Here is a 23,579-nt window from a genome sequence, read left to right on the forward strand (position 1 = left end):
CCCACGCAAACCGATTACAAAAAAAGATCGAACCTTTGCATTTCGCCATTGGTCGATTTTCTAGGACGGTTTCAATCGTCTCGATAAGCCTAAGCCCAACTTTGTAGCTAAGCACCTCACATCTTGAGGTTGGAGGGCTGTGCTTTACCGAAAGAGAAAAGCGAATTAGGAGAACCGCATGGGACAGGCGCTAAACACATCTCTAACAGAAATCGCACACTCTGAGAGAATTGAAACACCCAAAATTTCCTTCAGAAACCATCAAAAAGTGCTGTTTGTCACTTCCGAACTGAACGACCTCATCAAGGTCGGCGGGTTGGGCGATGTAGCTGCGGCGCTACCTCGAGCGCTCAATGCCTACCACGACATGCGGGTGTTGATCCCAGGTTACAAGCAGGTTCTAGAGAGCGGCTATCCTATTCGTGTGGTCGCCCGGCTTGAAGGACATGCAGCCCTCCCCCGTTGTCATCTTGGCCGAATAGATCTGCCTGATGGCTTGATCGTCTATGTCGTTTTGAACGAAGCACTCTATAACCGTAGCGGCACACCCTACGGTGATATTGAAGGTCGAGATTGGCCTGATAACCATATACGTTTTGCCAGGTTTGCATTAGCAGCAGCGCAGTTAGCTGCGGGAGAAGCCAAGCTAGCTTGGGAGCCTGAGCTAGTCCATGCCAATGACTGGCCAAGTGGCTTGGCACCCGCTTATATGAAATGGATGGGGCTCGATAAAACATCAGTTTTCACTATCCATAATCTCGCCTATCAAGGTCTTTGCGATCCACGTTGCCTTAGCGAGTTCGGGTTGCCTAGCGAGTTTGGCAGCGCACAGGGCATGGAGTACTACGGCAAACTGTCTTTGCTCAAAGCGGGTATCAATTACGCCGACCATATAACTACCGTCAGCCAAACTTACGCCCACGAAATAACTACGCCCGAATTCGGTTGTGGCTTGGAAGGATTGCTCGCTTTTAAAGCTCGGCAGGGTCTGCTAACCGGCATTGCCAATGGTATCGACGAAGACTTCAATCCAACTAACGACGCGCATCTACTGGGGCATTTTGATAGCCATCGCTGGGAGGGTCGCGCTGAAAATACCAGGTATGTTGAACAGTATTTCGCCCTGCAGCAGGATGAGAGCCCACTGTTTTCGGTCGTGTCGCGTCTAGTACATCAGAAAGGTATTGATCTAACTATTGAAGTGACAGATCACTTGGTTAAACAGGGCGGTCGCCTGGCTGTGCTCGGTCGTGGTGAGCGTCACCTGGAAGAGCGCATGAAGGAACTGGAGGCGCGATATCCAGGCCGTGTGGGGGTGCACATCGACTTTACCGAGACGCTGGCTCGTCGCATGTTTGCCGGTAGCGACTTCCTGCTAATGCCGTCAGTCTATGAGCCTTGCGGTCTGAGTCAGATGTACGCTCAGTGCTTTGGCTCATTACCAGTTGCCCGTAGAACCGGGGGTCTGGCTGACACTATTGTAGATGGTGTGACCGGAATACTATTCGACAAGCTTGATCCTCAAGAGTATATGCACGCTCTTGATCGCTCTTTTGCTATTCATCGTAATCCGCCACTGATGCGGGCCATGCGCTGCAAAGCCATGGCAACGCCCAACTACTGGCAACAAGCTGTACGCCCTTACGCAAGCCTCTATGGCTCCTTGGTCGATCAGCAAACCCATTTGAGCAAAGCACATACCTTGTCGATGGTGCAGGCATGTTTGGGCTGAGATCTAGTCACGGAGCGCTACTACTCGACCCTTGCCATACTCGGTTTCGCTTATGGGCTCCCGACGCCAATCGGGTGGAAGTCCGAATAGTGGACGGCGGACTATATCCACTGCAGCGCCAGGATGAAGGCTGGTTCGAAGCCACCGTGGCAGTGGGCGCGGGTGTCGAGTATTGCTATCGGATCGATGGTCGACTGGAAGTGCCGGACCCCGCCTCTCGGCAGCAACGCAAAGGGCCCCAAAGCCCAAGTGTGGTGGTAGACCCTGACAGGTACCTGTGGGATACCGCTCACTGGCAGGGCAGACCCTGGGCGGAAACGGTCATATATGAGCTTCACGTGGGCGCCCTGGGCGGCTTTAAACAGGTCGAGTCCTGGCTGCCCCACCTGCGTGAGCTAGGCGTCACGGCCATTGAACTCATGCCGTTGAATGAAGTGCCTGGCGGACGCAACTGGGGTTACGACGGTGTGCTGCCCTATGCGCCCCAGTCGAGCTACGGCACGCCTGACGAACTCAGGCACCTTATAGATCGCGCACACGCGCTGGGGCAGATGGTGTTTATCGATGTGGTCTACAACCATTTCGGTCCCGATGGTAACTATCTCGGAGAGTACGCTAGCGATTTCTTCCGCACCGATATCCCGACCCCCTGGGGTGCCGCTATCGACTTTCGCAAACGGCCGGTGCGCGACTTTTTTGTCGAAAACGCATTAATGTGGGTGCACGAATTTCGCGTTGACGGTTTGCGGCTCGATGCAGTGCACGCCATCAACGACATCAGTCTGCTTGAGGAACTGTCCGAGCGAGTGCAAGACAGTTTACCCGAGGGCCGTCAGGTTCACCTGGTGCTCGAGAACGAAGGTAACGACGCGCCGTTGCTCGAACAACGTTACCGCGCGCAGTGGAATGACGATGGTCATAATGTACTGCACCACCTACTGACAGGGGAAAGCGATAGCTACTACGCCGACTTCGCCAAAGACAGCACCGATAAGCTTGCGCAGTGTCTCCAAGAAGGCTTCGTCTATCAGGGTCAACGCAATCGGCACGGCAGGGAGCGTGGCAAGCCAAGCGGTCATCTAGACGCCACGTGTTTTGTGCTCTTCCTACAGAATCACGACCAGATCGGCAATCGGGCGTTGGGTGAGCGTCTGATCAACCTCACCTCTGAAGCTCAGCTGAAAGCAGCAATTGCCTTGCTGTTACTAAGCCCCATGGTGCCCCTGCTGTTCATGGGTGAAGAATGGGGCTGTACCCAACCATTCCTGTTTTTTACCGATCATCATGGCGAGCTGGCTGCTGCAGTTCGAGAGGGGCGACGCAGCGAGTTCTCCGAGTTCGCCGCCTTCAACGACGAACAGCAACGCGAGAAGATCCCCGACCCGAACGCCGCTTCTACATTCACCCACTCCCGGCCCAACCTAGCCGAGGTGAACGAGCCAACACATCGAGCATGGCTTGAGTACTACCGGCACTTGCTATCGTTGCGGCACGGCCATTTGACACCTCGGCTGCAGGGAGCGCGCTCTCTCGGAGTAGAGGTTTTGGGCCCTAAGGCCGTCTCAGCACGCTGGAGCCTAGCGGACGGCGCGGTGTGGCGAATCGACCTGAATCTTTCGACACAGGCTTGCGAACTGCTGCCACTGCAATCCACTGCAGAAGTGATCTTTGCCGTCGGTATCGCGCTTGACGACTCTCGAAACCATCGGCTGCCCGGGTGCAGCGCTCTCATCAGCATGGAAAAGAAGCTATGAACACATCTAATCTGGCCCGGCTGGCCAGCATTGTGGGCCTTAGCGTGGATTGGACGGATGCGCACGGTCATCTGCAGACGGTGAGCGATCAAGCACTGCGCAAACTTCTTGCCGCCTTGGGCTACCCGGCTGAGAGCGAAACCGACATCAATGCCAGCCTAGAACGGGCGACAGAAGAAAGAGATCAGGCGCTGACAGGCCCGCTTATTATTACCGTAGCGGGGGATCCCTGCCCTCTCGGTGACCGTTTCCACCGTTTTTCGCGGTGCCAGATTACTACCGAACAAGGCGAGTGCATCGACACGAAACTCGATTATAGAGCCTGCCTGGTAGAGCCCTTGCCCATCGGCTATCACCAACTGCAGATAGCGGACCACCATCTCACGCTCGCGGTGACGCCGCCCCACTGCCAGAGTGTCGACAGTCTCGCTGGAGAGCCCCACTCACGGCTGTGGGGTCTGAGCGCGCAGCTGTATTCGCTGCGCCGCGAGAACGATGGTGGAGTGGGCGATACGCTGGCGCTGCAGCATCTGGCTTCCCGCGCCGCAGTTTACGGGGCCGACGCATTGGCAATCAGTCCGGTACACGCGATGTTCACCGGCCTGGCAGAGCAATACAGCCCCTACTCCCCCTCCAATCGATCATTGTTCAATGCATTGCACAGCGCCCCTGAACAAGTGCTCGGCAGGGCGGCTGTCGAGCAAGCTACCCGAGATTGCAACCTGGAAGAGCAGATGGCGCTACTAGAGTCGCGCCCTTTGGTCGACTGGGCGGGCGTCAGCGAGGCGCGACTACGATTGCTGCGGCGCTTGTACGACAACCTGGTAGCGGAGCAGTCAGAACTACTGGTTAATTTCCACAGTTTCTGTGCCGAGGGTGGCAGTGCGTTACACCAGCACGCCTGCTTCGAGGCGCTACACGCTCATCTACATGACGAGCAGGGAACCCAAGACTGGCGGCAATGGCCGGCAGCCTACCGTGATCCTGCCAGTGAGACCGTGCGCAGATTTGCCCGCGAGCACGAAGACGAAATCGGCTTTCACCTGTTCTGCCAATGGCTGATGGCCCGTTGCCTGGAGCAAACCCAGAATGCCAGCCGGGCTGCAGGTATGCGCATTGGTCTGATCACGGATCTGGCCGTAGGAGCCGACCCCAGAGGCAGCATGGCATGGTCGCGTCAGGGAGAGCTGCTGCGCTCCGTTACCGTGGGCGCGCCGCCAGACATTCTCAATACGCAAGGGCAGAATTGGGGCGTAGCCGCCTTTTCTCCCCAAGGGCTTCAGAGGCACGGCTACACCGCATTCATTGAAATGCTGCAAGCCAATCTTGCCCATGCTGGCGGCGTGCGTATCGATCATGTAATGGGGCTGCAGCGCCTTTGGGTCATACCGGAGGGTGCTTCGCCTGCTGAGGGTGCCTATCTAAATTATCCCTTTGCCGATCTGATGCGCTTACTGGCACTAGAATCCTGGCGCAATCAGGCTCTGATCATTGGTGAGGATCTTGGAACTGTGTCAGGGGGCCTGCGTGAGGCCTTGGCGAAAAACAATTTACTCGGCATGCGCGTACTGCTGTTTGAACAAACCGAAGGCGGTGACTTCATTCTGCCAAACCAATGGCCGACCAACGCTCTGGCCACCACCACCACTCACGACCTGCCCACCATTAATGGCTGGTTTCAGGGTAACGATATCAGTTGGCGGCATCGCCTCGGCCAGCGTAGCGACTCCGAAGCCCGCACGGATATGCAACATCGCAACTGCGAGCGCAACGCACTGAGCAAGGCGCTTAAGATCGCCGGGCACTGCACGGCAGATATCACCTCCCCCGAAAACCAGCTGGAAGCCTGTATCGGTTTCATAGGCTGCAGTCCCGCTCCGTTGGTGATGCTACCGCTCGAAGATGCCATGGGCATAGGAGAGCAACCCAACTTGCCCGGACCACCGGGAGGGCACCCCAACTGGCGCAGACGCTGGAGTGAATCTGCCGAGCACATGCTTGACATACCGACAGTACAGCGTCGTTTGCGACGGTTGGCATTGTCACGCCAGGCAAGCCGCACCAAGGCAAGCGCCGGCGTGGACCTACGCCCTGCCCCCGCTGCCCAGGAATGAGCGCCGCACATGAATGAACTAAATGCCACAATCAGGCTGCAATGCCATTCCGGATTTACTCTGGACGATGCCGCAGCGCAGGTAAACTATTTTGCTCGCCTAGGTATTACCCACCTGTACCTGTCCCCTATTCTGCAAGCGAGGGCCGGCTCGACACACGGCTACGATGTAGTGGACCCAACCTGCGTAAGCCGGGAACTGGGTGGCGAAGCGGCGTTGCAGCGCTTGGTATCGGCCCTGCGAGCCAAACAGATGGGTCTTATTGTCGACATCGTACCCAACCACATGCACGTTGCCGACAGCGCCAACCTGTGGTGGCAGGATGTGCTGGAATGGGGCCCCGCCAGCAGGTGGGCTAACTACTTCGACATCGATTGGCAAAGCCCCAGTAACGAGCTGCGCGGCAAGGTTCTGATACCCGTGCTGGATGGCGATCTCGAGCAGGTAATCCGGCAGCAGCAACTGCAACTGCACTTCAGCCCAGAGAAAGGCCGATTTCATGTGAAGTATTTCGACCATCACCTGCCGCTGTGCCCAGTCAGTTATGCCCAAATTCTGCAGGGGTGCGAAGAGCCACAGCTCGTAGGTTTAGGTGAAGCCTTTGTTGCCTTGGAAGGCCAGCAGGATGCGTACATAGAAGCTTCGAGGCTTAGTCACGCGCTGGCTACAAGCTGCCAGCAGCCTTTCGTGCTAAAGACGATAAGAGACCGAGTTGCTACCTACAATGCCGACACTGGCGCAGCGCGCGACAGCACTCAACGTCTGCTGGCTGACCAGCACTATTGGTTGAACGACTGGCGATCTGCGCAGAAGCTCATCAACTGGCGGCGCTTTTTTGATATCAATCAACTTGGTGCTCTCCGTGTGGAGGACGGTGAGGTATTTGAAGCAACCCACGCCAAAATCTTCGAACTGATAGAGCGTGGGCTGATTGATGGCGTACGAGTCGATCATATCGACGGCCTGGCCGATCCAGCACATTACTGTCGGCGGTTGCGTCGGCGGCTAGACCGGCTGCAGCAGAACCGTCCCGCAGATCTGCCCTGGCACAATCTTCCTATTTATGTGGAGAAAATCCTCGCTTCAGACGAAACCCTGCCAAAGGCGTGGCCGGTGGAAGGCACCACCGGCTACGAGTTTATGAATGAGGTCTCGTTGTTGCTGCACGATCCTGATGGTGCTCATACCCTTCGTCAATTATGGAAGGACTGTACCGGGCGCTCGGGCGACTTTTTGCATGAGGTGCATCAGGCACGCGCTTTTCTTCTCGATACCGCCCTGCAGGCCGACTTCGACAAGGTGGCACGGTCGCTGTCGAAGCTGGCAAACAACGTCCATGCGCGGCAGCAATACAAGCTGGATGATATTCGGCGCGTACTGCGCGAGATCCTGCTGCAATTTCCCGTCTATCGCCTGTACGCCGGTAGTTGCGGGCGTTCGCCCGAAGATGAGGAAGTTATGCGGCAGGTGGTAGAAGCTGCAAGGGAAGCGTTGGCTGAAGCTGACTGGCCGCTGCTGGAACAAATGGACCATTGGCTAGGCGGCCAGCCGCTCTACAATAATCCCCCCGGCCCGCTACGAAAGCTGCATCGCGAAGTGCTTACGCGCTTTCACCAGCTCACCGCACCGCTGGCGGCAAAAGCGGTAGAAGATACCGCGTTTTACCGCCACGCCGTATCGCTGTCGCGCAACGATGTGGGGTTTGATCCTGAACATCTTGCTATGCCAGTGACGCAGTTTCATGAACACTGTCAGCGCCGCGCGCAACAACACCCACTGTCCATGCTTACCACCGCTACGCACGACAATAAGCGCGGTGAAGATCTGCGGGCACGCCTGGCCGTAATCAGTGGCAGCGCAGACTGGTACGCCAGCAACATCAAAAGCTGGATGCAGCAGGCGGCGCCTTTGCGGCGCAAATGCGGAGACCAGGAAGCGCCCGCGCCGCACGATGAGGTCGCGCTTTATCAGATGTTGCTTGGCGGCTGGCCACTGCATGGTAGCGAGATGAATGAGTTTCTTCCTCGCCTGCAGCAATGGCAGCAAAAGGCGTTGCGCGAAGCCAAGCTGCAAAGCAGTTGGTGGCGCCCCAACGAGGAATACGAGCGCGCGTGCGCCGACTTTGTCGCCAGGCTACTTGATAACCCCGAACATCAAGCGCTGCGGCAATCAATCGAAAGCGCAGCCTTGGCGCTCGCGCCCGCCGGCGCGCTGAACAGTCTGGCTCAGACCCTCTTGCGCCTGACCACCCCAGGCATTCCCGACCTCTATCAGGGCTGTGAACTCTGGGACTTCAGTTTCGTTGATCCAGACAACCGCCGGCCGGTCGACTTCACCCTCAGGGCTACTGCCTTGGGCGGCGTTGATGATCCAAAAGCACTGCTAGAAAACTGGCGCGACGGCAAGATCAAACAGTGGTTGATTGCTACCGTACTGCAACATCGCCTGGGCCGTAGCAAGCTCTACCGCGAAGGTAGATATCTCCCGCTTGCGGTGCACGGCGAGCAAGCCGAACACCTGATTGCCTTTGCTCGGGCGCGGGAGAGCGAATACGACGTGGTCGTGGCACCGCGTCTACCACTACCCCTGCTTGATGGCGCGCATCTCCCACTAATACCCGCCGGTTCGTGGGGCGATACCTGGATTGAACTGCCCCCGTGCCTGCCCGAGAACGCCCTATTGCAAAGCCTGTTCTGTAATACCGACTTTGCCGCCCGAGGACGAAAGCTACCGGCGCAGGTTCTGCTTGAGAGGTTCCCGGTACAGGTGCTTTGTCTCAATGGCGCACCTGCGCAGTACTACAACGAGCAATCTTCCCTAGAAAAACCACCGAAGGAGGTAGTGCAATGAGCGACTATGAAAAACGCGTACGCGAACTCGCCTATCAGATCTGGGAAAGCGAGGGTAAGCCTGAGGGACAACGCGAGCGCCATTGGCAAATGGCCTGCGAGCTTATGGAAACCTCTCAGGACGGTGAGCTATCCCCTGCGGCGCCCAAGCCGACCGCGCAAAATCGGGCTCGCAAGGTCAATCCTGCGCCCAAGGCCGACGAAACCCAGCTGGAAAAGCCGGCGCTATTGGGCAAGCCCAAGGCTGCCAGGAAACCGGCGAACAAGGCGCCTGCGAGTGAAACGCAAACCGCGGTCTCTCCCAAGAGCAAGCCTACAGCCAAGCCGCCGACAAAAACGGCTAGGAAAACCGGTAAATCGGCCACGCCCAAAACTGCCGCAGCGCAGAAGGACAAGCCATGAGCTCAAAGACCAAGGGAGCCGCTGAGCAATTTGCTAAACGCAACTCCCGTGTCACCGAAGGCCGCCGTTTCCCACTCGGCGCCACCTGGGACGGTTTGGGCGTCAACTTCGCCCTGTTCTCTGCGCATGCCACACGCGTAGAGCTTTGTCTGTTCGACAGCACCGGCGAGGTGGAGCTTGAGCGTATCGCCCTACCCGAGCACACCAATGAGATCTGGCATGGCTACCTACCCGATGCGCATCCTGGGCTGGTGTACGGGTACCGGGTTTATGGTCCTTATGAGCCCGAGGCGGGTCACCGATTCAACCCCAACAAGCTGTTGATTGATCCCTATGCCAAGCAGCTGGTCGGCCGGCTTCGCTGGTCACCGGCATTGTTCGGCTACACCATAGGCTCGCCGGATGCCGACCTGAGCTTTGACGAACGTGACAGCGCTCCTTTTGTGCCCAAGGCCAAGGTCATAGATCCTGCGTTCACCTGGCCGGAGCACCACCGGCCGAAGACACCATGGAGTGACACGGTAATTTACGAGGCACACCTACGCGGTATAAGCATGCGCCATCCACAGGTGCCCGACGAGTTGCGCGGTACCTGCGCAGGCTTGGTAAGCCCGGCCCTGCTACAGCATATTCGCACGCTGGGGGTATCCAGCATCGAGCTCTTGCCTACCCACGCTTTTGTCGACGACCAACACCTGCTGGAGCGGGATCTGAGTAATTACTGGGGCTACAACAGCATCGGCTTCTTTGCACCGCACCCGGCCTACCTCGCCAGCGGAAAAGTCAATGAATTCAAGGAAATGGTAGCGCGATTACACAACGCCAATCTGGAAGTCATCCTCGATGTGGTCTACAACCACACGGCCGAAGGCAACGAACTTGGACCCACTCTTTCCATGCGCGGCATCGATAACACCAGCTACTACCGCCTCATGCCCGATGAGCCGCGCTACTACATCAACGATTCCGGCACCGGTAATACCCTGGACATGGCGCACCCTTGCGTGCTGCAGATGGTTACTGACTCCTTGCGTTACTGGGCAACGGAAATGCAGGTCGATGGGTTCCGGTTCGACCTCGCCACCATCCTCGGACGCTCCACCGACGGTTTCGATGAGCGGCACGCGTTCCTGGTTTCATGCCGGCAGGACCCGGTCCTGAGCCATCTCAAACTCATTGCCGAGCCGTGGGACTGCGGCCCTGGTGGTTACCAGGTAGGCGGCTTCCCCCCCGGCTGGTCGGAATGGAATGATCGTTTCCGCGATAACATGCGCGCTTATTGGCGCGGCGATGAAGGACAGCTACCCGAGCTTGCCAGACGCCTCACCGCCTCTGGCGACCTGTTCGATCAACGCGGCCGCCGGCCCTATGCCTCGATCAACTTCATCACCTCGCATGACGGTTATACCCTGCGTGACCTGGTCAGCTATGAAGAGAAGCACAATGAGGCCAATGGTGAAGACAACAACGATGGCCACGATCACAACCTGAGTTGCAATTACGGCGCTGAGGGCGGAACCGACGATCAGTCGATCCGCGAAACCCGTCTGCAGCAGATGCGCAACCTGCTGAGCAGCCTGTTGCTCTCACAAGGAACGCCCATGCTGCTGGCTGGCGACGAGTTTGGTCGCACCCAGGGCGGCAATAACAATGCCTATTGTCAGAATAACGAAATTGGCTGGATCGACTGGCAGCTTTCCGACGAAGGCGCTGGCCTGCTTTCTTTCACCCGGCGGCTGTTGAGTTTGCGCCGCGCCTACCCCATTTTGCGCCGGGGTCGCTTTCTGGTGGGTGAATACAACGAGGAGCTGGATGTACTCGACGTGGCCTGGTTAAGGCCCGATGGAGAACCCATGCAACCGGAAAATTGGGATGATCCTAATGCTCGCACCCTGGGTGTGCTCTTTGACGGCCGTGCGCAACCCACCGGCTTACCTCGCAGTGGCGAGGACGCCACCGTGCTGCTGCTATTCAATGCTCATCACGATGTCGTGGAATTTCATCTGCCCGAAGTCGCCGGTGGGCAGGAGTGGATCTGTCTGCTCGACACCGCTCGCCCGGAACTGACCCACGGCGAAAGCCATACGCCCACCACTACTTATCCTCTGCCAGGGCGCAGCCTGATGTTGTTTGAGCTATTGCGCGTTTAGAAACCACCCAGAGCCGAGCGATACGGGATACATCGCTCGGCTTGAAACCTTCGCTGCGCGCCTATCACTGCGGCGTTTAGTCAGACTTTCATCTTGCATGGATTTGGCGTGACTTAGCGGGTGACGCTGCAATTACCAACTGCAAGCGTAGCCTCTCCCATAGGCGCGCATCTAAAAAGTAGAACTTGCGTCCCATTGTGCGGGTCACAAGATCAACCAGTGACCAAATGCACCAACCCGAACCTGGCAAGAATAGGTGGTTGACGATGATCGACAGCCGCGCCAGGGCACAGGAGCAAGCATGGCGCGAGAGCACAAGCCGGTGAGCGATAAAGCAGAAGGCGCGCAGCAGAATGCACCGGAGAAAGTGAATTCATTGCACATCCTTACCGTGAATACCCACAAAGGTTTCAACTGGCTGAACCGGAAATACATTCTGCCGGAATTGCGGGATGCAGTGCGCACTTTGTCAACCGACATAGTTTTTTTGCAGGAAGTGTTGGGAGTGCATGAAGGCCATGCCGCGCGCCTGCTTGATTGGGCTAGCGCGCCTCAGTATGAGTTTCTCGCCGACAGCATGTGGGCCGACTACGCCTATGGCCGCAATGCGGTCTACCCCGAGGGCCATCATGGCAACGCGTTGTTGTCCAAATTTCCCATCCTTCGCCACGAGAACCTGGACGTATCAGTGAGCGGTCATGAAGAGCGCGGCCTATTGCACTCAGTGTTGGACGTTCCAGGCCAACCTGAAGTCCATGCCATTTGTGTACATCTGGGTCTGCAGGAAAGTCATCGTAGCGCACAGTTGAAATTGCTTTGCGAATTGCTCGACCGGCTGCCTCCCGAGGAGCCGGTGATAGTGGCTGGCGATTTTAATGACTGGCGCCGCCGCGCCGATGCTCAACTCGCTGGGAGCGGTTTGCGCGAGGTCTTCGTGCAAACCCATGGCGAGCCAGCCCGTACGTTTCCAGCGCGCTGGCCGGTGTTGTGCCTCGACCGGGTGTACGTACGCAATGCCTCAGGCATAAACGCGCAGGCACATCGGCGCCGACCTTGGTCACATCTTTCAGATCACATTCCATTGTCTGTAGAGGTATTGCTATGAAGCCGGTTTGGCGCGAAGGAAATGACGTAGAGCTGCTGATTAACGGAGAAGCCTTTTACCCGGCGGTGTTCGAGGCCATTCGTCAGGCCAGGCAGGAGGTGCTGCTGGAGACCTTCATCATCTTTGACGATGATGTAGGCCAGGAGCTCAAGAGCGCCCTTATCGAGGCTGCAAATAACGGTGCCCACGTCGAAGTGATGGTCGACGGTTACGGCACCGCCGAGATCGGCGACGATTACCTTGCGGAGCTGGCCAGCGCTGGCGTTACCGTTCATATGTTCGATCCGCGCCCACGAATCCTTGGCTATCGCACCAATCTTTTCCGACGACTGCATCGCAAGATTGTGGTGATCGATGGCACTGAAGCCTTTGTCGGTGGCATCAATTTCAGCTGCGATCATCTGGCCGCCTTCGGCCCCAAGACCAAGCAGGATTATGCGGTCCGCGTACGCGGTCCAATCGTCGCCGACATACATGAGACCAGCTCTAAGCTATTTGAGCAGGCGCCCGGCAACGAGGCGCGCTTGAAGGTTGCGCCACCTCATCAGCAAAGGCGTAGCGGTACGGCCAGCATTCAGCTGGCCGTGCGTGACAATGACCACCACAAGAGTGATATCGAGAAGGAGTATTTAAAGGCCATCCGTTCCGCCAGCCGACGCATCGTCATAGCCAATGCCTACTTTTATCCCGGTTATCGGTTACTACGAGAGTTGCGCCGCGCCGCTCGGCGAGGGGTAAAGGTGACACTGATTTTGCAGGGCGAACCAGACATGCCCTGGGTGCGAGCAGCAGGTCAGTTACTGTATGGTTATTTGATCAAGGATGGCATTGTTATTCACGAATACTGCCGACGCCCGTTGCACGGCAAGGTCGCCTTGGTGGACAGCGAATGGTCTACCGTAGGCTCCAGCAACCTCGACCCTCTGAGCCTTTCACTCAACCTTGAAGCCAATCTGAACATTCGTGATGCTGCGTTCAATCAGCAGCTATACAAACACCTCGAAGAACTAGCGGCTGCGCAGTGCCAGGAAATTACGCATGAGAAAGCTCAGCGTGGCTACTGGTGGCGCGCCCCGCTATCTTACCTGGGTTATCATTTCACCCGACACTTTCCTTCACTAGTAGGCTTTCTGCCGGCACACACGCCGCGTCTGAAACCGGCTCTGCCGTTGGAAGCCGAGCGCGAGGGCGACCTCACCACGCTCGAGCTTGAACAGGAGAAAGCCCAATGACCGAAGAGGCAGAGCAACAACGCCATGCCAAAGCCTGGAAATTGGCTCGTCGGTTGCTGACACTGGCTTTCTTCATCCTGATTCCAACCCTGCTATACATACAAATGAAAGATATGGACTGGGGTGAACTGCTGCGTGCATTGCGCGGCTTCCCCCCCACTACTATAGGCCTGTGTGTATTGGTGGCGTTGGCAAGCTATCTTGTCTATGCCAGTTATGATTTGCTGGGGCGTCTTTATACCCGGCACGGCATACCGGTAGTGAAAGTTCTGACTATTACCTTCGTTTGTTACGTGTTCACGCTCAACCTGAGCGCGCTAGTTGGCGGCATTGCGTTGCGCTACCGACTGTATTCACGGGAAGGTCTTTCTGCTGCGACTACCACGCGCATTCTGAGCTTGAGCTTAGTCACCAATTGGGGCGGGTACCTGCTCTTGGCGGGCTCAATCTTTGCATTTGGCCTGCTGCATCTGCCCGAGAGCTGGAAGATTGGCGATACCGGCTTGCAGATCGTGGGGGTGGTCATGCTGCTCTTGGGTGTGGCCTACCTTGCAGCCTGCGCGTTTTCCAAGCGACGCAGCTGGACTCTACGCGGGCATGAGATCGAGTTGCCCCCCATACGACTGGCGCTGATGCAGATGGTGTTAGGAGCATTGAATTGGTCGCTCATGGGCCTGCTTATCTACCTGCTGCTGCCCGAAGAAGCCTTTTACCCAACGGTACTAGGCATACTGCTGATCAGCAGCGTGGCGGGTGTTATCACGCATATTCCAGGCGGGCTGGGTGTACTGGAGACCGTCTTTATTACGCTGTTGCAGCATGAATTTGCCAAGAGCGAAATACTGGCTGCGCTGATTGGTTATCGAGCCATCTATTTTCTCATGCCCCTGGCCGTGGCGGCTGTGATCTATCTGGTTTTGGAGCGCCGGGCCGGCAGGTCCGGCGACTCCAAGGCAAGCTCGTCAGGCGTCCCGCCCCGGGCGGAGCACCAGGGTTCCTAAAGGTGGCAGGCTCAGGACGAGAGACTGAGCCTTGCCATGTGCTGCAGTAGGCTCACTCTGCAATTCGCCGCTGCTGCCCGCACCCGAGCCACAAAAGTTTTCGGCGTCACTGTTGAGCAGCACCTCCCACGCTCCCTCTCGAGGCACGCCGATGCGATAATCCTCGCGCGGTAGCGGCGTGCAATTGTGCACCACCAGCAGCGCAGGGCTCTTTTGCCCGCCATGACGCAACCAGGCAAAGACGCTGTTATCGCTGTCGTCACCTATTAACCATTCAAACCCATCAGGATAACTGTCGCGCTCATGCAGCGCCGGCTCTTCGCGGTACAGGCGGTTCAACTCGCAAACCAAGTCGCGTATGGCGCGGTGATCGGCATACTGCAGCAAGTACCAGTCCAGGGCCTGGTCATGATCCCACTCGCGCCATTGACCAAACTCACAGCCCATGAACAGCAGCTTCTTGCCGGGATGGGTCCACATGAAGCTGAGGTACAGGCGTAGATTGGCAAATTGCTGCCAACGATCGCCCGGCATCTTGGCGAGCAGGGCCCGCTTGCCGTGGACTACTTCATCATGCGAGATGGGCAGAATGAAGTGCTCTGAAAACGCGTAGTCGAGACCGAAGGTGACCTGGTTGTGGTGATAGCGGCGATTCACCGGGTCTTCGCTGACATAATTCAGCGAGTCGTGCATCCAGCCCATGTTCCACTTAAAGGTAAAGCCCAACCCCCCCTCTTCCGCCGGCTGGCTGACGCCCGGCCAGGCGGTAGATTCCTCGGCGATCATCAGTGCGCCCGGCACTTTCTCCCGGACCACCGAATTGAGGTGACGTAGAAAGTCGATTGCTTCCAGATTTTCCCGTCCGCCATGACGATTGGGAATCCATTCGCCTTCCTTGCGCGAGTAGTCACGGTAGAGCATCGACGCCACGGCATCCACGCGTAGACCATCAATATGATAGGTCTGCAGCCAGTGCAGCGCCGAGGACAACATGAAGCCATGCACCTCGTGGCGGCCCAGGTTGTAGATGCAGGTATTCCAATCCTGATGGTAGCCCTCGAACGGATGAGCGTATTCGTACAGCGCGGTGCCATCGAATAGCGCCAACCCGTGCTCATCATTAGGGAAGTGCGCTGGCACCCAATCCAGTATCACGCCTATGCCAGCCTGGTGGCAGGCATCAACAAAGGCGGCAAAATCCGCGGGGCTGCCCAAGCGCGCAGTGGGTGCGAACTGCGATAACGGCTGGTAACCCCAGGATCCGCCGAACGGATGCTCCATGATCGGCATCAGTTCAATGTGGCTGAAACCCAGTTCCTTCACATAGGGAATCAGCTCCTGGGCCAACTCGCGCCAATTGAGCACGGCCTTGCTGTCACCATCCGGCCGGCGCCATGAGGTCGCATGCAGCTCGTAAATGGATAGCGGGGTGCCTTCGGCCTGAATATTGGTTCGCCAGGCCAGCCAGGCATCATCTTGCCACTCCAATTCGAGCGGCTCGGATACAACCGATGCATTGGCTGGAGGCAGCTCCGTGCGCAAAGCGTAAGGATCGGCCTTTAACGGCAGTATGCCGTGCTCGCCGAGAATCTCGTATTTATAGATTTCGCCCGCCGCCAGCCCGGGTATGAACAGTTCCCACACACCCGAGGGCGAATGCCGCCGCATGGGGTGCCGGCGTCCATCCCAGCTATTAAAGTTGCCCACCACCGATACGCGGCGGGCGTTCGGCGCCCAGACCACAAAGCGAACGCCAGCCACCTCCTCGTCTGCGTCACTGGCAGCCGCTTCGCGGCCGCGCCACAGCTGCGCGCCAAACACCTTGCCCAGCTCGCGATGGCGCCCCTCACTGAACAGGTGCAGATCCAGCTCGCCCAGTTGGGGACCAAAAGCATAGGGGTCTGCAGTTTCCTGCGTAGCTTCGGGCCAATGTATACGGAGCCGATAAACAGCCAGGTTGTCACAGCGAAGGCTGAATAGACCCGGTACCAGCTCGGTCATCTCACCCATTGCTACGCCGCTCTGCGCGTCTATGACTTCCACCGACCTGGCGCCAGGCAAGAGGCAGCGCACCACCAAGGCTCCCTGTTCCTGGTGCGGACCCAGTACCGCAAAGGGTGAATCACTTTCAGCATTCAGCAATGCCGATATCTGCTCTAACGGTAGCTGGTCGTGTCGGGTTAAAAACTGGTTCACAGATTATCTCCTGGGAGCTCAGGCGCGTTGCCGGTCGCGAGCGATACATCCGCGAGTTCCAACAGTCCGCGTAGCGGCAGCTCCACCCATTCCGGGCGGTAGGTAAGTTCGTAGCGAATCTCGTAGATTGCCTTTTCAAGCAAATAGAGCTGCAGGGTGCTCCGCCCCCCCGCTTCAACCTGCCATTCATGCGCCAACGCGCTGGCTGTCTGGTTGTAGGCCGCGGTAAAGGCTTCGACTGATTGGCTCAAGTACTGGGCGGTGAGGGCCTGGCTGGCGCGGGCTACTGCCTCGGGCTGTTCTTCGGCAGACAGACTGCGTGCGGCCATGGCGGCAGCGTAAGAGAACGACCGCAAAATCCCTGCTACATCCTTGAAGGGGCTGTGCCGAGCACGGCGCTCCTCCAGCGAGCGGCTGGGCTCGCCCTCAAAGTCGACAAACACGGCGTCACCCTGGGCCACCAGCACCTGTCCCAGATGCAGATCGCCATGCACGCGCGTCTGCAAACCGCCTACGCTCTGTTGCGCCAGGTTGATGATCTGCTCATGGATGGCATCTTCGTTAAGCAGCGCCTGCTCTGCCAGCTGCACCGCCATAGTAGGAATTTTATCCGTGTGCTCGCTCAGCTGGGCGCAGGCCTGACGCAGCTCAGCGGCAATGCGTGCACCTTGCTGCTGCGCCAGCTTAGTGCTGATGTGGCTGACGGCGAAGTCGGCATTGTCGCCAGGATCGGCCAGTAACAGATGCATTTGCCCCAGGCGACGCCCCAGCACCTCGGCAAAGTCTGCCAACTCGGCGAGCGCCGTGTACTGATTTTCCAGTTCGGACACTCCGCCAGCTACCTCATCACGGATGGCACGCTCCAGGGTATCTAGCGTCCACTGCCAGGCATCGCCCTGAGCATTGATGAATCCTTGCAGAATCATCAGCGTGGTCGGGGTGCCGTCCGCGGCTTCACGGCGTACCTCGCCCAAGAAAGGTGCAACCTGGGTGAACTCGCGCTCACTGAGATAGGCGCACATTTCCGCCTCTGGATGCACGCCGGGTTGGAGACGACGCAATACTTTCAACATCATGCTGTCGCCCAGTCGAATGGAGGTATTGCTCTGCTCGGCCGCACTGGGCTCGACGCTGCCGCCATCGTCTTCGGTGGGCCACTCCAGCAAACGGGCCGCCGGTAGAAAGTGCAGTATTTCGCCACCTTCTTCGCATATCTCAGCCGCCCGCAGCCGCTGCAGCACACGCTGACTGAAACCTGGCCAGGTGGTGGCGTCGGTCAGCAGACCCACTTCCCGGCCCTTGCGCAGTCGTGCCATGGCCAGCGCCATCTGCAATGTGGCCAGGCGGCTGCCATCGGCCTCGCCCTCGCGTTCGGGCAAAAAGGCCAATGGCAGTTGATAGCAATCAGTTCCTTCGCCTGCGCTAGGCAGCGTGATCTCAAGCAGTGCCAGCAGCTCCTTATCACCCTCGCCGGCCAGCGTCGTGATGTGCCGCACCTCTACCTGCTCAGGTTCGCCTTCGCCAGCGAACCAGCGACGCCGTGCCAGATAAGCTGGCAGCAACTCGCGACCCAGGGTTTCACTGGGTGCAGGCCGCGCCAGTTCTGCCAGATGCTGCTTGATTACTAGGGTGCGCAGCTCCGGCATTGGTTCCGGCGAGGGGGTGTGCCAGCTGGGCATCTTGCTGCTGTCTGCCAGCACAAACCAGAAGAAACCGTAGGGCGGCAGGGTCAGCATATAGTTCGACGTTCCTATAGGCGCAAAAGAGCTCCCTCCGAGCATTTCAACCGGCACTCGCCCCCCAAATTCGGCTAGGTCCAGCTCGACGGCCTGCGCTGCACGCGACAGGTTTGCCACACAGAGAATGGCTTCTTCCTGACTATCAGCCTCGGTACATTCGCGCAAATAGGCTAGAACCCGTCGGTTGCTCGGCGCTAGCATGCGCAAGGTGCCGCGACCAAATGCCTTTTGCTGGGTGCGCACGGTCAACATACGACGCGTCCAATTGAGCAATGAATGCGGGTCACGCGTCTGGGCTTCCACGTTGATGGTCTGGAAGCCATACAAAGGGTCCATTATCGGCGGCAACACCAGCTGCGCCGGATCAGCCGCAGAAAAGCCGCCATTGCGATCCACTGACCATTGCATGGGGGTGCGAACACCATCGCGATCGCCCAGGAAGATGTTATCCCCCATACCCAGTTCATCGCCGTAGTACAGCGTTGGGGTGCCGGGCATGGATAACAGCAGGCTGTTGAGCAATTCGATACGCCGGCGGTCGCGCTCCATCAAAGGTGCCAGCCTGCGGCGTATGCCAAGATTGATACGGGCGCGGCGGTCTGCGGCGTAATAATTCCACAGGTAATCACGCTCACGGTCACTGACCATTTCAAGCGTCAGTTCGTCGTGATTGCGCAGAAATATCGCCCATTGACAGCCGGCGGGGATGTCGGGGGTCTGGCGCAGAATATCGGTAATCGGAAAGCGATCTTCCTGAGCAATGGCCATGTACATACGCGGCATAAGCGGAAAGTGAAATGCCATATGGCACTCGTCGCCTTCACCGAAATAAAGCTGAGTATCTTCTGGCCATTGGTTGGCCTCGGCCAGCAGCATTCGGTCAGGGTAATGCCGGTCAAGCTCGGCACGAATAGCCTTGAGGACATCATGCGTTTCCGGCAGATTTTCGTTATTGGTACCCTCGCGTTCCACCAGATACGGAATTGCGTCCAGACGCAGCCCGTCCACGCCCATGTCCAGCCAATATCGCATCACGCCGAGTACAGCCTTTAGCACCTGTGGATTGTCAAAATTGAGGTCGGGCTGGTGAGAGTAGAAACGGTGCCAGAAGTACTGCTTGGCTACCGGATCCCACGTCCAGTTGGATTTTTCGGTATCTAGAAAAATGATGCGTGTGCCCTGGTATTTGTCATCCGTATCGGACCACACATAGAAATTACGCGCCTTGGAACCCTTGGGCGCGTTACGCGCCCGCACGAACCAAGGATGCTGGTCCGAGGTGTGGTTGATTACCAGCTCAGTAATTACCCGCAACCCGCGCTGGTGGGCGGCGTTGATGAAACGCCGCACATCGGCCAAGGTACCGTAGTCAGGATGCACGCCACGATACGCGGCAATATCGTAGCCGTCATCGCGCCGAGGTGACGGGTAAAATGGCAACAGCCAGATGGTATTGACGCCTAGGTCAGCGATGTAGTCCAGCTTCTTGATCAAACCGGGAAAATCGCCCACACCGTCATTGTTGGAGTCGAAGAACGATTTAACGTGAACCTGATAAATCACCGCGTCCTTGTACCAGGCCGGGTCTCGCAGAAAGCTCTGCTGGCTATCACTCATGCCGCTCTCCCTCAACTCTACTTACACGCCAGATGCCGAATGGCTGGTGCCAAGGCTCTATGCGCATCCATTGGGTTTTGCCGTGCCATTGCCAGGTGTGGCCGGTCATGAGGTCTTCACCCTGAATACTGGCATCGTCCGCAAGACCGAATTCCCAGAGCGGCACTTCAAAGTGCGCCTCCTGAGCGTTGTGCGGATCGAGACTGATCGCCACCAACACGAAGTTAGACATATCCGCCGTGCGTTTGGCGAAGTACACGATATTGTCGTTCCAGCACAGAAAAGTTTGCAGACCAAGGTGCGTCTGCAGCGCCGGATTCTCCCGGCGAATGCGATTAAGCTGGGCAATCTCTGCATTGATGTTGCCACTTTGCTGGTAATCACGCGGCCTCAGTTGGTATTTCTCCGAATCCAGATATTCTTCCTTCCCCGGTACCGGCGCGGCCTCACATAATTCAAAGCCAGAGTACATGCCCCATAGACCCGACCCCATGGTCGCTAGCGCGGCGCGAATGAGAAAGCCGGCGCGCCCGGAATCGTGTAGAAAGCGTGGATTGATGTCCGGGGTGTTGACGAAAAAATTGGGCCGATAACAATCCCGCCAAGGCGGCTGAGTCAGCTCCATGAAATAGGACTCGATCTCTTCCTTGGTATTGCGCCAGGTAAAATAGGTATAGCTCTGACTGAAACCGACCTTGCCCAAGCGCGCCATCATTGCAGGCCGGGTAAAGGCTTCTGATAGAAAGATGACTTCCGGATGCTGATGCCGCACATCACCGATCAGCCACTCCCAGAAAGGCAGTGGCTTGGTGTGGGGATTATCTACACGAAACAGGGTGACGCCTTGCTCTACCCAGAACAACACAACATCGCGTAGCGCCAACCACAAATCAGGGATGGCGTCGTCGTTATAAAAAGCCACATTAACGATGTCTTCGTACTTTTTCGGCGGGTTCTCAGCGTGGCGAATACTGCCGTCAGGACGCCACTCGAACCAGCCGGGGTGCTCAGAAAGCCATGGATGATCGGGCGAGCATTGAATCGCGAAATCCAGTGCTACCTCCAAACCCTGCACCTTGGCTGCGCTGACCAGGTGACGAAAATCATCCAAGCTGCCCAGTTGTGGATGCACGGCATGGTGCCCCCCCTCCGGTCCGCCAATGGCGTAAGGACTGCCTGGGTCGTCTGCATTGGCTTGCAAGCTGTTGTTCCGGCCCTTTCGTTGGCTCCTCCCGATGGGGTGGATGGGCGGAAAGTAGAGCACATCAAACCCCAGCGAACGAATACGCGGCAATTGTTCAATCACGTCCTGAAAGGTGCCGTGCCGCTGCGCAGAGCCACTGGCAGAACGTGGAAACAGTTCATACCAGCTAGCAAATTCAGCCAGTGAGCGTTCCACGTCCAAAGGGTACATTGGAGTTCTCATCAAGTGCCGGTGCTGCCCTAGTTCCCGCATGCGCTGCTGGATCTCGCGCGACAGCAGAAGTGCGAGCTTTTCCTCGTCCAGATTGGACTGCCGCAATTGCTGCAGTGCATCCTGCAAAGTTTCATCGGCTGCGCCCATGGCCTGCTCTAGGGTACGTTGCAGCAGGAGTTCGCCCTCACGCAGCTCCAGCACCAGGGATTTTCCAGCGGTCAGCTTCTTCTGTACCTCATCACAATAGGTGGCATAATCATCGCGCCACGCCTCTATCGCGAACTCCATGCGTCCGGGGTGCTCAGGAACCAGCTCCGCCCGCCAGCGATCATTCTCCAAAGGCTGCATAGGCGCACTCTGCCAGAGGCCGCCGCTGCTTCCCCGCCACAGCAGATTGGCGTCCAGCTTTTCATGGCCGTCGGTGAAAATAGTGGCGCAAACCACACACGGCTGCCCCACCACCGCCTTGGCCGCAAAACGGCCACCTTCCACTACAGGCTCGACCGCTTCTATGGCCACACGCGTCAGCGAGACCGCCTCTTCTATCGCTGGGGGATAGTTTAATTGCTCAGCAGACATGTGCTGGTCCTGTGTGAAGTGCGGGCATGGTCGCCAGCGGCTCAGCCATTGACCACGGTGCCGCCATTAACGTGAAGAATCTGCCCGGAAACGTAGCTGGAATCGTTGCAGGCCAGGTAGACGTAGCTCGGTGCCAGCTCAGCCGGCTGCCCTGGCCGGCCCATGGGAGTGTTGCCGCCGAATTCCGACACCGTCTCGGCGGAGAAGGTGGATGGAATCAGGGGTGTCCAGATCGGCCCTGGCGCTACGCCGTTAACGCGTATACCGCGCTCGGCCAGATTGATCGCCAGCGAACGCGTGAATGAGGTGATGGCGCCCTTGGTAGCCGAATAATCGAGCAGCACGGGATTACCCTTATAAGCGGTTACAGAGGTGGTGTTGATGATGGAAGCGCCTTCTTTCAGATGCGGTAACGCGGCCTTGGTCATCTGGAACATGCCGAAGATATTGGTACGAAAAGTTTTCTCCCATTGCTCCTGGGGAATGTCTTCCAGGCGTTTCTGAGGGTGTTGCTCACCAGCGTTATTCACAAGAATATCCAGGGCGTCCCACTCTTCGAGCACTGTCGTTATTACCTCATGACAAAAGCTTTCTTCTGCGACGTCACCCGCCATGCTCATGGCGACGCCGCCATGTTTGCGGATTTCATTTAAGGTGAACTCTGCATCCTCATGATTCTGCAGGTAGATCACCGCCACCTTGGCGCCTTCCAGGGCGTAGTAGAGGGCTACGGAGCGGCCTATGCCGCTGTCCGCCCCAGTCACCAAGGCCACCTTCCCGGCCAGCTTGCTAGCTGGGCGATAATCTTCACGATAGAACTCCGGGGGCGGATCCATTTTCTTTTCGGAGGAGGGTTCCTGATCCTGATGTTGGGCTGGTGGCGTCTGGTCATGCATGACGGTCTCCTGCAATCGTGAACAGTGGATAAAAAAGCGAGCCGTTGAATGGCACGTAAAGGATTGACCGGGGAGTCGGATGGCGAGTTCAAGCAGTTTTTGTGCTGTGGCTGCCCTGCTGCTTATTGTTTACTCAAATAAGAATAAGAAAAGATTTTGTAATTCTTATTTGCTTTATAAGCCAGTGACTACAAAACACTCGCTTGCAGGTAAAACGCCGCATTTAAGAATAAATGATTATATAAATTATATTTTTAAGACTATTTTGCCCAAAAAAAGGAAGTTTACTTAGGGCGTAGCACAGTTTTTAACTTTTGCTTGGCGTTTTCACGCTTTCTACCAGAGGAATTTTGTTTCTAACCGTGATGTCACTCTAGGGTGATTAATCCCCGGCATGGAGACCATAGGATGCAACGCGACCTCACCCCATTTTACGAAGCATTTCCCGACTACCACATCAGTTGTGAACCGCGTCCTGACGGGAACCAGTTACTGGTCATATGCGACAAGAACTCAAACCCTGTCTATCGACGAGTACTGCTGGCCAATATGTCAGACGCGCAATTAATCAGCCGGATCAAGTTGGACCTATTCGTCGAAGGCCATGACAGCCAGCGTGACTTGGAAACACTTTTGACAGAGGTCAAACAACAGTCGTACACGGGTGGGGAACTGCATCGGACCAAATGGGATCGACTATGGGAGGAACGCAAGCTGACGATCACCGGCCGCCCACCTCGAAAGGGATGAGCCCATGGCGCCTATCGCTGTCAGTAGCTTAGGTACCAACAGAGGC

General features: G+C 57.3%; 14 protein-coding genes. 10 read left to right on the forward strand and 4 right to left on the reverse strand.

All coding sequences use genetic code 11. The features are described from left to right. Window positions 1-178 precede the first annotated feature (178 nt). From glgA to BLU26_RS05575, 9 genes are all read left to right on the forward strand, one after another. Window positions 179-1,732, forward strand: coding sequence for a glycogen synthase GlgA (gene glgA / locus BLU26_RS05535; RefSeq protein ID WP_092284612.1), 1,554 nt, complete (start codon window positions 179-181; stop codon window positions 1,730-1,732). Then, window positions 1,720-3,486 (forward strand): malto-oligosyltrehalose trehalohydrolase, encoded by a 1,767-nt coding sequence (gene treZ / locus BLU26_RS05540; protein ID WP_092284614.1) that lies wholly within the window; start codon window positions 1,720-1,722, stop codon window positions 3,484-3,486. The genes glgA and treZ overlap by 13 nt, the downstream gene beginning before the upstream one ends. Next, entirely contained in the window at window positions 3,483-5,600 is a 2,118-nt protein-coding gene (gene malQ / locus BLU26_RS05545) for a 4-alpha-glucanotransferase (RefSeq protein ID WP_092284616.1), read from the forward strand. The genes treZ and malQ overlap by 4 nt, the downstream gene beginning before the upstream one ends. A gap of 9 nt (window positions 5,601-5,609) precedes the next feature. Beyond that, window positions 5,610-8,450 carry a malto-oligosyltrehalose synthase gene (gene treY / locus BLU26_RS05550; RefSeq protein WP_092284618.1) on the forward strand — a complete coding sequence of 947 codons (2,841 nt, stop codon included), beginning with the start codon at window positions 5,610-5,612 and terminating at the stop codon, window positions 8,448-8,450. Continuing rightward, window positions 8,447-8,851: a DUF2934 domain-containing protein gene (locus BLU26_RS05555; RefSeq protein WP_092284620.1), complete on the forward strand. Its 405-nt coding sequence runs from the start codon at window positions 8,447-8,449 to the stop codon at window positions 8,849-8,851. The genes treY and BLU26_RS05555 overlap by 4 nt, the downstream gene beginning before the upstream one ends. Continuing rightward, on the forward strand, window positions 8,848-11,001 hold the full coding sequence (gene glgX, locus BLU26_RS05560; RefSeq protein ID WP_092284622.1) for a glycogen debranching protein GlgX: 2,154 nt from the start codon (window positions 8,848-8,850) through the stop codon (window positions 10,999-11,001). Before BLU26_RS05555 ends, glgX begins: the two co-directional genes overlap by 4 nt. Window positions 11,002-11,302: 301 nt before the next feature. Beyond that, complete coding sequence (locus BLU26_RS05565; RefSeq protein WP_092284624.1) at window positions 11,303-12,106, forward strand: endonuclease/exonuclease/phosphatase family protein; 804 nt, start codon at window positions 11,303-11,305, stop codon at window positions 12,104-12,106. After that, window positions 12,103-13,338: a cardiolipin synthase ClsB gene (gene clsB, locus BLU26_RS05570; protein WP_092284626.1), complete on the forward strand. Its 1,236-nt coding sequence runs from the start codon at window positions 12,103-12,105 to the stop codon at window positions 13,336-13,338. Before BLU26_RS05565 ends, clsB begins: the two co-directional genes overlap by 4 nt. Next, window positions 13,335-14,339, forward strand: coding sequence for a lysylphosphatidylglycerol synthase domain-containing protein (locus BLU26_RS05575; RefSeq protein ID WP_092284628.1), 1,005 nt, complete (start codon window positions 13,335-13,337; stop codon window positions 14,337-14,339). The genes clsB and BLU26_RS05575 overlap by 4 nt, the downstream gene beginning before the upstream one ends. Here the strand turns inward: BLU26_RS05575 and glgB are convergent. From glgB to BLU26_RS05595, 4 genes are read right to left on the reverse strand one after another with little or no spacing between them, the layout of a single operon-like run. After that, window positions 14,301-16,535 (reverse strand): 1,4-alpha-glucan branching protein GlgB, encoded by a 2,235-nt coding sequence (gene glgB, locus BLU26_RS05580; RefSeq protein ID WP_407920339.1) that lies wholly within the window; start codon window positions 16,533-16,535, stop codon window positions 14,301-14,303. The genes BLU26_RS05575 and glgB overlap by 39 nt on opposite strands. Then, window positions 16,532-19,891 carry a maltose alpha-D-glucosyltransferase gene (treS, locus tag BLU26_RS05585; RefSeq protein ID WP_092284630.1) on the reverse strand — a complete coding sequence of 1,120 codons (3,360 nt, stop codon included), beginning with the start codon at window positions 19,889-19,891 and terminating at the stop codon, window positions 16,532-16,534. The genes glgB and treS overlap by 4 nt, the downstream gene beginning before the upstream one ends. After that, on the reverse strand, window positions 19,884-21,887 hold the full coding sequence (locus BLU26_RS05590) for an alpha-1,4-glucan--maltose-1-phosphate maltosyltransferase (protein ID WP_092284632.1): 2,004 nt from the start codon (window positions 21,885-21,887) through the stop codon (window positions 19,884-19,886). Before BLU26_RS05590 ends, treS begins: the two co-directional genes overlap by 8 nt. 41 nt (window positions 21,888-21,928) lie before the next feature. Next, window positions 21,929-22,783 carry an SDR family oxidoreductase gene (locus BLU26_RS05595; RefSeq protein WP_092284634.1) on the reverse strand — a complete coding sequence of 285 codons (855 nt, stop codon included), beginning with the start codon at window positions 22,781-22,783 and terminating at the stop codon, window positions 21,929-21,931. Between the two features lie 408 nt (window positions 22,784-23,191). Between BLU26_RS05595 and BLU26_RS05600 the strand changes: the two genes are divergently transcribed. Then, a complete protein-coding gene (locus tag BLU26_RS05600) occupies window positions 23,192-23,533 on the forward strand; it encodes a DUF3509 domain-containing protein (RefSeq protein ID WP_092284636.1) in 342 nt (113 codons plus the stop codon). Window positions 23,534-23,579 lie beyond the last annotated feature (46 nt).

The organism is Halopseudomonas sabulinigri (assembly GCF_900105255.1).
Lineage (GTDB): Bacteria > Pseudomonadota > Gammaproteobacteria > Pseudomonadales > Pseudomonadaceae > Halopseudomonas > Halopseudomonas sabulinigri.